The following is a 7891-nucleotide window of genomic DNA, read 5'->3' as shown; positions in this document are numbered from 1 at the left end:
GGCAGCTTGCCCAGCTCGTAGGTGCCGTCCCCGGCGTCGGTCGCGCTGATCGCGTCGGTGACCAGCACCGTCCGCCCCGCGCCCGCGTGCCGCGCGGCCAGGCCGGCCACCGTGGGATGCAGGTGCACGAAGTCGCAGATCAGCTCGACGGTCACCCGCTCGTCCGCCAGCAGCGTGCCGACCGGCCCCGGTTCGCGGTGGTGCAGCGGGCGCATCCCGTTGAACAGGTGCGTGGCCACGGTCGCGCCTGCCTCCACTGCGGGCACGATGTCTTCGCGGACCGCGTCGGTGTGCCCGATCGCGGCGATCACGTCCGCATCGGCCAGCTCGCGGACCGCCGCGACGGAGCCGTCCAGCTCCGGGGCGAGCGTCACCATCCGCACCGCGCCCTGGCCCGCGGTGAGCAGCTTGCGCACCGACTGCTGGTCCGGCGCGCGCAGCACCGCCGGGTCGTGCGCGCCGCAGCGGGCCGCGGACAGGAACGGGCCCTCCAAGTGGATCCCGTCCAGCCGCCCGTCCTCGACGAGTTCGCGCAGCGCCGAGATCTGCTTGGTCAGGTCGGCCAGCGGCGCGGACACCAGGCTGGCCAGCATGGTCGTCGTGCCGTGCGCGCGGTGCGCGGCCAGCGCCGCCTCGGCCTGGTCGAGTTCCACGCCGGTGAACGAGCCGCCGCCACCGCCGTGGCAGTGGATGTCGACGAAGCCCGGTACCAGCCAGCCCGCACCGAGGTCGGTGATGTCCGCCGGTCCCGCACCGGGGTCGGTGCTCTCAGGCGGAGTGCCGCTGCCGAGTTCGGCGATGCTCGCACCGGAGAGCCGGATCCAGCCGGGTTCCAGCACGCCCTGCGGCGTGACGATCCGGCTCGCGGCGATCGTGCGGACACCGGTGTCGTCGTGCGCGCTGTGCACTGGTCGTACCCACTTTCCGTTCTGCGCTGCGCCCGGCGTACCCGGTTCACCGGGGCCGCACCGCGCGGAGCGGCGGCGGAACCGCCGCGGACGGTGTGCCGTCCATCTTCCGCCACGGGCGCGCGAGTGGTCTACACCAGCTCGGTGTGGTGTTGCCCGCGATCACTCGGTCCGCATGATCTTCTGCAGCGCTTCGAGCGCGCGGCTGGCGGTGGACTTCACGGTGCCCTTCGAGACCCCGGTGGCCTCGGCGATCTCGGCCTCCGAGAGGTTGCCGTAGTAGCGCAGCACGAGCACTTCCCGCTGCCGCGGCGGCAGCCCGGACAGCGCGGCGACGACCGACTGGTGCTCGGCGGTGAGCATCGCCAGCGACTCCGCGGAACGCGCGTCGGCCTGGTGCGGCGGCTGGTACTCCCGCGCGGTCTTGCGCCGCCGCAGCACCGACCGGCTGCCGTTGACCACGGCGGTGCGCAGGTAGCCGAGCGCGGCATTCGCATCGCGCAGCCCGGACCAGTTGCGGTACAGGCCGGTGAACGCCTCCTGCACGACGTCCTCGGCGGTCGCGGGTTCGTCGACGAGCAGGATCGCCAGGCGCACCATGCGCATCCGCTGCTGGCGGTAGAGGTCTTCGAGGGTGAGCGGCTGGCCGTCGGTCGCGGTGGCCGAGGTGTCGATCGCGCGCAGATGGCCCAAGGTCTTCTCGACGCTGCGTTCGACCCCCGATGAATGATCCCCGAGCATGGCCATGAAGCTACCCGGCTCGCGGTCCCGCGTGTCCCACGGGCGGTAGGGTCCGCGCCGCCGGAGTAGTCAGGGAGGTCCGCAATGGCGAAGTTCGTGGTCGAGATGGTCTACGGCGACGACGAGGAGCACCGGCTCGCGGTGCGCCCGGCGCACCGGGAGTACTCGAAGTCGTTGGCGGACAAGGGCATCCTGCTGGCCGGCGGCCCGTACGCGGACGGCAGGGGCGCGCAGATCATCTACGAGGCCGCCGACGACGCGGAAGTGCAGGCCCTGCTCGACGAGGACCCGTACCTCAAGGAAGGCGCGCTGGCCTCGGCCACCATCCGCGAGTGGAACACCGTCACCGGTGCCTGGGTTTCTTGATCGATCGGCAGGCCGGACCGCTGCTCGTGTGAGGATTCCGACAACGGTGCAGTACCAGACCGATCAAGTTGTTTTCACTGTGACGCGAACGGGTAGCGCTGTCTGAAAGAGGGCCGCGCGGACCTAGCGCGCCCTCGTAGGATTCGGCGCATCTCCCGCCGCCAAGATTCACTCCACCCCGAGGAGGACGACCGATGCCCATCGCCACCCCCGAGGTCTACGCGGAGATGCTGGACCGGGCCAAGGCGAGCGAGTTCGCCTACCCCGCGATCAACGTGACCTCGTCGGAGACGCTCAACGCGGCGCTGCGCGGCTTCGCGGAGGCCGAGAGCGACGGCATCATCCAAGTCTCCACCGGCGGCTCGGAATTCGCCTCCGGCACCAAGGTCAAGGACATGGTCACCGGGTCCGTCGCGCTCGCCGAGTACGCGCACGTGGTGGCCGCGAAGTACCCGGTGAACATCGCGCTGCACACCGACCACTGCCCCAAGGACAAGCTGGACGGCTTCGTCCGGCCACTGATCCAGATCAGCCAGGAGCGCGTCGCCCGCGGCGAGAACCCGCTGTTCCAGTCGCACATGTGGGACGGCTCCGCGATCGAGCTGCACGAGAACCTGCAGATCGCCAGCGAGCTGCTGGACAACGCGGCCAAGGCGAAGATCGTGCTGGAGCTGGAGGTCGGTGTCGTCGGCGGTGAGGAGGACGGTGTCAGCAACGACATCAACGAGAAGCTCTACACCGCGCCGGGCGACTACGAGCACACCGTGGACGCGCTCGGCGGCGGCGAGAAGGGCCGCTACATGCTGGCCGCGACCTTCGGCAACGTGCACGGCGTCTACAAGCCGGGCAACGTGAAGCTGCGCCCGGAGATCCTCAAGCAGGGCCAGGAGGTCGCCACCCAGAAGCTGGGCCTGCCCGCCGGGTCGAAGCCGTTCGACCTGGTCTTCCACGGCGGGTCCGGCTCGCTGCTGGAGGAGATCCACGAGGCGGTCTCCTACGGCGTGGTGAAGATGAACATCGACACCGACACGCAGTACGCGTTCACCCGCCCGATCGCCGAGCACATGTTCAAGAACTACGACGGCGTGCTCAAGGTCGACGGCGAGGTCGGCAACAAGAAGGTCTACGACCCGCGCAGCTACCTCAAGGCCGCCGAGCAGTCCATGGCCGCCCGCGTCGCCAACGGCTGCGAGACGCTCAAGTCCGCGGGCCGGATGCTGGCCGGCTGAGCAGCGGCTCGCTGATCCGAAACGCCGCCCCGGCCGAGGCTGGGGCGGCGTTCGTGTGCCGGGTGACAGGATGGCGCCATGACGAACCTGTTGGAACCGCCGGAAACGCTGCTGCCGGAGAACTCCCAGGCGCAGTCCGCGCTGGACGCCGGGAACGACCCGGCCCAGGTCGCCGCCGAGCACCCCACGTGCAGCGCCGCGTGGGCGCAGCTCGGGGAGACCGCGCTGGAGCGGGGCGAAGTGATCGCCGCCTACGCCTACGCCCGCACCGGCTACCACCGCGGGCTGGACGCGCTGCGCAAGTCCGGATGGAAGGGCTTCGGCCCGGTGCCGTGGCGGCACCGCCCCAACCAGGGCGTGCTGCGCGCGGTCGCGGTGCTGGCCAAAGCGGCGGGTTCGATCGGCGAGCAGGACGAGTACGACCGCTGCAGGCAACTCCTCCTCGACAGCGACCCGGCCTCGCTCGACGCGACCGGTCTGTCCGAGTAACCGCCGATCCGGCGCGCCCTGATCACTTCAGGTCGGCTTTCGGGTGACGGAGAATCTCGCCCGTGCATCGACTTCGCCAGGAACTGATCCGCCGGCTGCGCCGCCTGCTGCGCACCGGCACTCCGATCGTGCAGTGCGCGGTCGCGGCCGGGCTCGCCTGGTGGCTGGCCAAGCACGTGGCGGGGCATCCGCAGCCGTTCTTCGCGCCGATCGCCGCGGTGATCTCGCTGGGGGTGTCGCTGGGCCAGCGGATGCGGCGGTCGCTGGAGCTGGTGGTCGGAGTCAGCATCGGCATCGGCGTCGGCGATGTGCTGATCTCGCAGATCGGCACCGGGCCGTGGCAGATCGCGCTGGTCGTCGCGCTGGCGATGAGCACGGCGGTGCTCACCGACAGCGGCGGCGTCATCGTGATGCAGGCGGCCTCGTCGTCGGTGCTGGTGGCGACGTTGCTGCCGCCGCTGAGCGCGGGCGGGTGGACCCGGATGATCGACGCCGCGATCGGCGGCATGGTCGGTTTCGTCGTCGCCGTGCTGCTGCCCGCGAACCCGCTCGCGGTGGCGCACCGCAACGGGCGGCTGGTGCTGGGCGCGCTGGCCGACGGGTTGCGCGGCGTGGCGGGCGCGGTCGCGCGCCGGGACCCGGACCTGGCTTCGGACACGCTGGCGGGGGCGCGCAAGAGCCAGAAGCTGGTCGACGAGTTCCGCACCGCGCTCACGGCAGGCGGCGAGATCGCCAAGTTCGCGCCGATCCGCTGGCGGCGCCGCGGCGACCTGGCGCGCTACGAGTCGGCGGCCACGCCGATCGACCGGGCGCTGCGCAACACGCGCGTGCTCGCGCGGCGCGCACTGGCCGCGCTGCGCGATGGCGAGCCCGTTCCGCACCCGCTTCCTGGCCTGCTGGAGGAGCTGGCGGGTTCGGTCGTGCTGCTGCGCGATGAGCTGGCCAGCGGGGTGGAACCGTTGCAGGCGCGGGAGACCGCGCGTTCGGTCGCCCGCGCGTCATCGGTGGAACTGCTGGGCGAGGGCGACTTCTCGATGCAGGTCGTGGTGTTGCAGGTGCGATCCATCGCGGTGGACCTGTTGCAGGCCAGCGGGCTCACCCGCACCGAAGCGATCTCGGCGCTGCCGCCGCTGCACCCCCGCCGCGAGGGCGAGCACAGCTGAGCCTGCGGCGGCGTCCACTGCGGAACGCCGCCGCCGGGATGCTCAGCAGGTGCCGAGCGCCTGTTCCAGCGCGCCCTTCTCCGCCTCGGTGACGGTCAGCTCGTACTTGTGCTTCGAGCCGATCCACATCGACGCGTACGTGCAGTGGTAGCCGGCCTCCGGCGGCAGCCACTGGTCCGGGGTCTGGTCGCTCTTCTCCTGGTTGACGTTGTCGGTGACCGCGATCAGCTGCGGGCTCTCCAGGTCGTTGGCGAACGCCTGGCGCTGCTCCTGGGACCACTGCGCGGCACCGGAGCGCCAGGCCGCGGCCAGCGGCACCACGTGGTCGATGTCCAAATCGGACGGTTTGGTCCAGGATCCGCCGTCGTACGGGCTGTTCCAGGTGCCCGAGGTCGGGTAGCAGTCCGAGCCGACCTCGACGTTCTCGCCGTCCCGCTTGAGCACCGCCTCGCGGGTGCTGCAGCCGTCGGAACCCTCGTTCCAGTGCGGGAACTTGTCGCGGTCGTAGCCGTCCAGCGAACCTTCCGGGGCGACGACGAGTTCGCCGAGTTCGGCCTGCGCGGTCGCCGGGTCGGGGATGCCCGGCGGCTCGGCGCCCGCCGGTGTCGCCAGGCCCAGCGTCAGCACGCCGGCCAGCGGGAGCGCGGTCAGCGCCGCGCGCAGGGATTGCTTCGTGGTCATCGAGTCCTCCGCAAGGCTGCTCGGCGGTGTCGATCCTGACCTTCACGGAGCGAAGTGGCCGTGGCAATGCCGCAAAGTGACTATGGAGTGACTTGGCGTGAAAGCGCCACGATGTTCACCTTTTGCCGGTCGGCGCCGCCCGCAGCGCGAGCTGCAGATCTTCGGTGTGCCGGTACCAGACCCACTTGCCGACCGGCCGCGGATGTTCGGCGCCGTCGCGGTGCACGGTCGTGTCCCGGAAACCCGCCTGCACCGCGCGTGCCTTGGTGGTTTCGCGGCGTTGCCGCAGCAGCCCGCGCCGCACGGTCGTCACCAGCAGCCCGTCCGCGGCGGGTTCGAGCATGGCCGACATCGGGTCGGAGGTCGGTTCCGCCAGCGGCTCGGCGGCCGGGTCGGGTGAGACCTCCAGGCGCACCGCCGGACCGTTGAGCACCCGCTGGTCGTCGCAGTAGACCTGTCCGGTGATCGGGGCGATCAGCCCGGAGGCGATCAGCAGTCCGCCGGAGTCGTCCCGCACCAGCGGCACCGGACGAGCCGCTCCGTGCAGCGCCACCTGCACCGCATCCGGTCCCACGGGCAGGCCCCAGAGCCTCGTCGCGGGCGACTTCCGCACCGGCACGTAACCCACGGCCAGGTCGGCGATCCGGTTCTTGCGCAGCAACCGCAGCACGACCGCCGCCAGGTCGGCGTCCGAACCGCGCACCACGACCCGCCCCGGACCGTCCGGCAGCAGCGGATCGACATCGGCCCGGCCGGGCATCTCGGGCACCTGCTGCCACTGCACGCCGTCACCGGCCGATTGCGTGGCGTGCCCGTCGTTTCCGCAGCACAGTGCAGTCGTACTCACGTTCCGCTCCTGGTTTATCCTGATCGACCGGCATCGGTGCCGCGTCGAGGCGGGGACCGCCCGGTACGCACCCACAGTCAGGTTGGAGTTTCACATGCCGGCGATCGTGCTGATCGGAGCCCAGTGGGGCGACGAAGGCAAGGGCAAGGCGACCGACCTGCTCGGCGAGCAGGCGCAGTGGGTCGTCCGGTACCAGGGCGGCAACAACGCCGGGCACACCGTGGTGCTGCCGGACGGTCAGGACTACGCGCTGCACCTGATCCCCTCGGGCATCCTCACCCCGGGCGTGACGAACGTGATCGGCAACGGGGTCGTGGTGGACCCGGGCGTGCTGCTCGACGAGCTCGAAGGGCTGGAGCAGCGCGGCGTGGACACCTCGCGGCTGCTGCTGTCCGCCGACGCGCACATGATCATGCCGTACCACGTGGCGATCGACCGCGTCACCGAGCGCTACCTGGGCAAGAAGCAGATCGGCACCACCGGCCGCGGCATCGGCCCGGCCTACCAGGACAAGGTCGCCCGCGTCGGAGTGCGCGTGCAGGACCTGCTGGACGAGAAGATCCTGCGGCAGAAGGTCGAGGCCGCGCTGGAGTTCAAGAACCAGCTGCTGGTCAAGGTCTACAACCGGCGCGCGCTGGACCCGGACGAGGTCGTGAACACGGTGCTGGAGCAGTCCGAGCGCTTCGCAGGCCGGATCGCCGACACCAAACTGCTGGTCAACCAGGCGATCAACCGCGGCGAGACGGTGCTGCTGGAGGGTTCGCAGGGCACGCTGCTGGACGTGGACCACGGCACCTACCCGTTCGTGACCTCGTCGAACCCGACCTCGGGCGGGGCCTGCGCCGGTTCCGGCATCGGCCCGACGAAGATCACCGCGGTGATCGGGATCCTGAAGTCCTACACCACCCGCGTCGGCGCCGGCCCGTTCCCGACCGAGCTCACCGACGACGCCGGCGAGAACCTGCGCAAGCAGGGCGGCGAGTTCGGCGTCACCACCGGCCGCTCGCGGCGCACCGGCTGGTTCGACTCGGTGATCGCGCGCTACGCGACGCGGGTCAACGGGATCACCGACTACTTCCTGACCAAGCTCGACGTGCTCTCCGGGCTGGAGACGATCCCGGTGTGCGTGGCCTACGACGTGGACGGGCAGCGGGTCACCGAGATGCCGATGACGCAGACCGGGGTGCACCACGCGGTGCCGGTCTACGAGGAGATGCCGGGCTGGTGGGAGGACATCAGCCACGCGCGGACCTTCGAGGACCTGCCGGTGAACGCGCAGAACTACGTGCTGCGGCTGGAAGAGCTCACCGAGGCCCGGATGTCCGCCATCGGCGTCGGTCCCGGCCGCGATCACACGATCGTCCGGCACACCCTGGCTTGAGGTCCGCGCGCCGGCTCGGACCGGCGTGCACGCCTCCGCCGCGGTCGCGCGGCGCCCCTCCCGGCGCCCAGCGGTGCGGGTCCCCG

General features: G+C 71.1%; 9 protein-coding genes. 5 read left to right on the top strand and 4 right to left on the bottom strand.

Annotated features, from left to right (window positions below; genetic code table 11):
• Positions 1 to 872 (bottom strand): amidohydrolase family protein (locus IJH84_RS09830; protein ID WP_295143030.1); only part of this gene is annotated, 872 nt, incomplete at its 3' end.
• A gap of 198 nt (positions 873 to 1070) precedes the next feature.
• Positions 1071 to 1655 carry a SigE family RNA polymerase sigma factor gene (locus tag IJH84_RS09825; protein ID WP_200068756.1) on the bottom strand — a complete coding sequence of 195 codons (585 nt, stop codon included), beginning with the start codon at positions 1653 to 1655 and terminating at the stop codon, positions 1071 to 1073.
• Between the two features lie 78 nt (positions 1656 to 1733).
• Between IJH84_RS09825 and IJH84_RS09820 the strand changes: the two genes are divergently transcribed.
• From IJH84_RS09820 to IJH84_RS09805, 4 genes are all read left to right on the top strand, one after another.
• Entirely contained in the window at positions 1734 to 2015 is a 282-nt protein-coding gene (locus IJH84_RS09820) for a YciI family protein (RefSeq protein WP_200068757.1), read from the top strand.
• A 194-nt stretch (positions 2016 to 2209) separates the two neighbouring features.
• The gene (gene fbaA, locus IJH84_RS09815) at positions 2210 to 3244 is read left to right on the top strand and encodes a class II fructose-bisphosphate aldolase (protein WP_295143024.1); all 1035 of its coding nucleotides are present in this window, start codon (positions 2210 to 2212) and stop codon (positions 3242 to 3244) included.
• A gap of 78 nt (positions 3245 to 3322) precedes the next feature.
• On the top strand, positions 3323 to 3733 hold the full coding sequence (locus IJH84_RS09810) for a DUF3151 domain-containing protein (RefSeq protein WP_295143021.1): 411 nt from the start codon (positions 3323 to 3325) through the stop codon (positions 3731 to 3733).
• 62 nt (positions 3734 to 3795) lie between these two features.
• Positions 3796 to 4896, top strand: coding sequence for an aromatic acid exporter family protein (locus tag IJH84_RS09805; protein WP_295143018.1), 1101 nt, complete (start codon positions 3796 to 3798; stop codon positions 4894 to 4896).
• Between the two features lie 42 nt (positions 4897 to 4938).
• Here IJH84_RS09805 and IJH84_RS09800 read toward each other — a convergent pair whose 3' ends face one another.
• Together IJH84_RS09800 and IJH84_RS09795 are read right to left on the bottom strand one after the other, a co-directional pair.
• Positions 4939 to 5577, bottom strand: a complete 639-nt coding sequence (locus IJH84_RS09800; protein ID WP_295143015.1) for an HNH endonuclease family protein — start codon at positions 5575 to 5577, stop codon at positions 4939 to 4941.
• 115 nt (positions 5578 to 5692) lie between these two features.
• Complete coding sequence (locus tag IJH84_RS09795; protein WP_295143013.1) at positions 5693 to 6424, bottom strand: hypothetical protein; 732 nt, start codon at positions 6422 to 6424, stop codon at positions 5693 to 5695.
• Positions 6425 to 6518: 94 nt separating this feature from the next.
• Here IJH84_RS09795 and IJH84_RS09790 point away from each other — a divergent pair, with 94 nt between their 5' ends.
• A complete protein-coding gene (locus IJH84_RS09790) occupies positions 6519 to 7805 on the top strand; it encodes an adenylosuccinate synthase (RefSeq protein ID WP_295143009.1) in 1287 nt (428 codons plus the stop codon).
• The last annotated feature ends 86 nt before the right edge of the window (positions 7806 to 7891 follow it).

The sequence above is a fragment of the Saccharopolyspora sp. genome (assembly GCF_017434145.1).
Taxonomy (GTDB): domain Bacteria; phylum Actinomycetota; class Actinomycetes; order Mycobacteriales; family Pseudonocardiaceae; genus Saccharopolyspora_C; species Saccharopolyspora_C galaxeae.
This window is presented reverse-complemented; position numbering and strand designations above follow the sequence as displayed.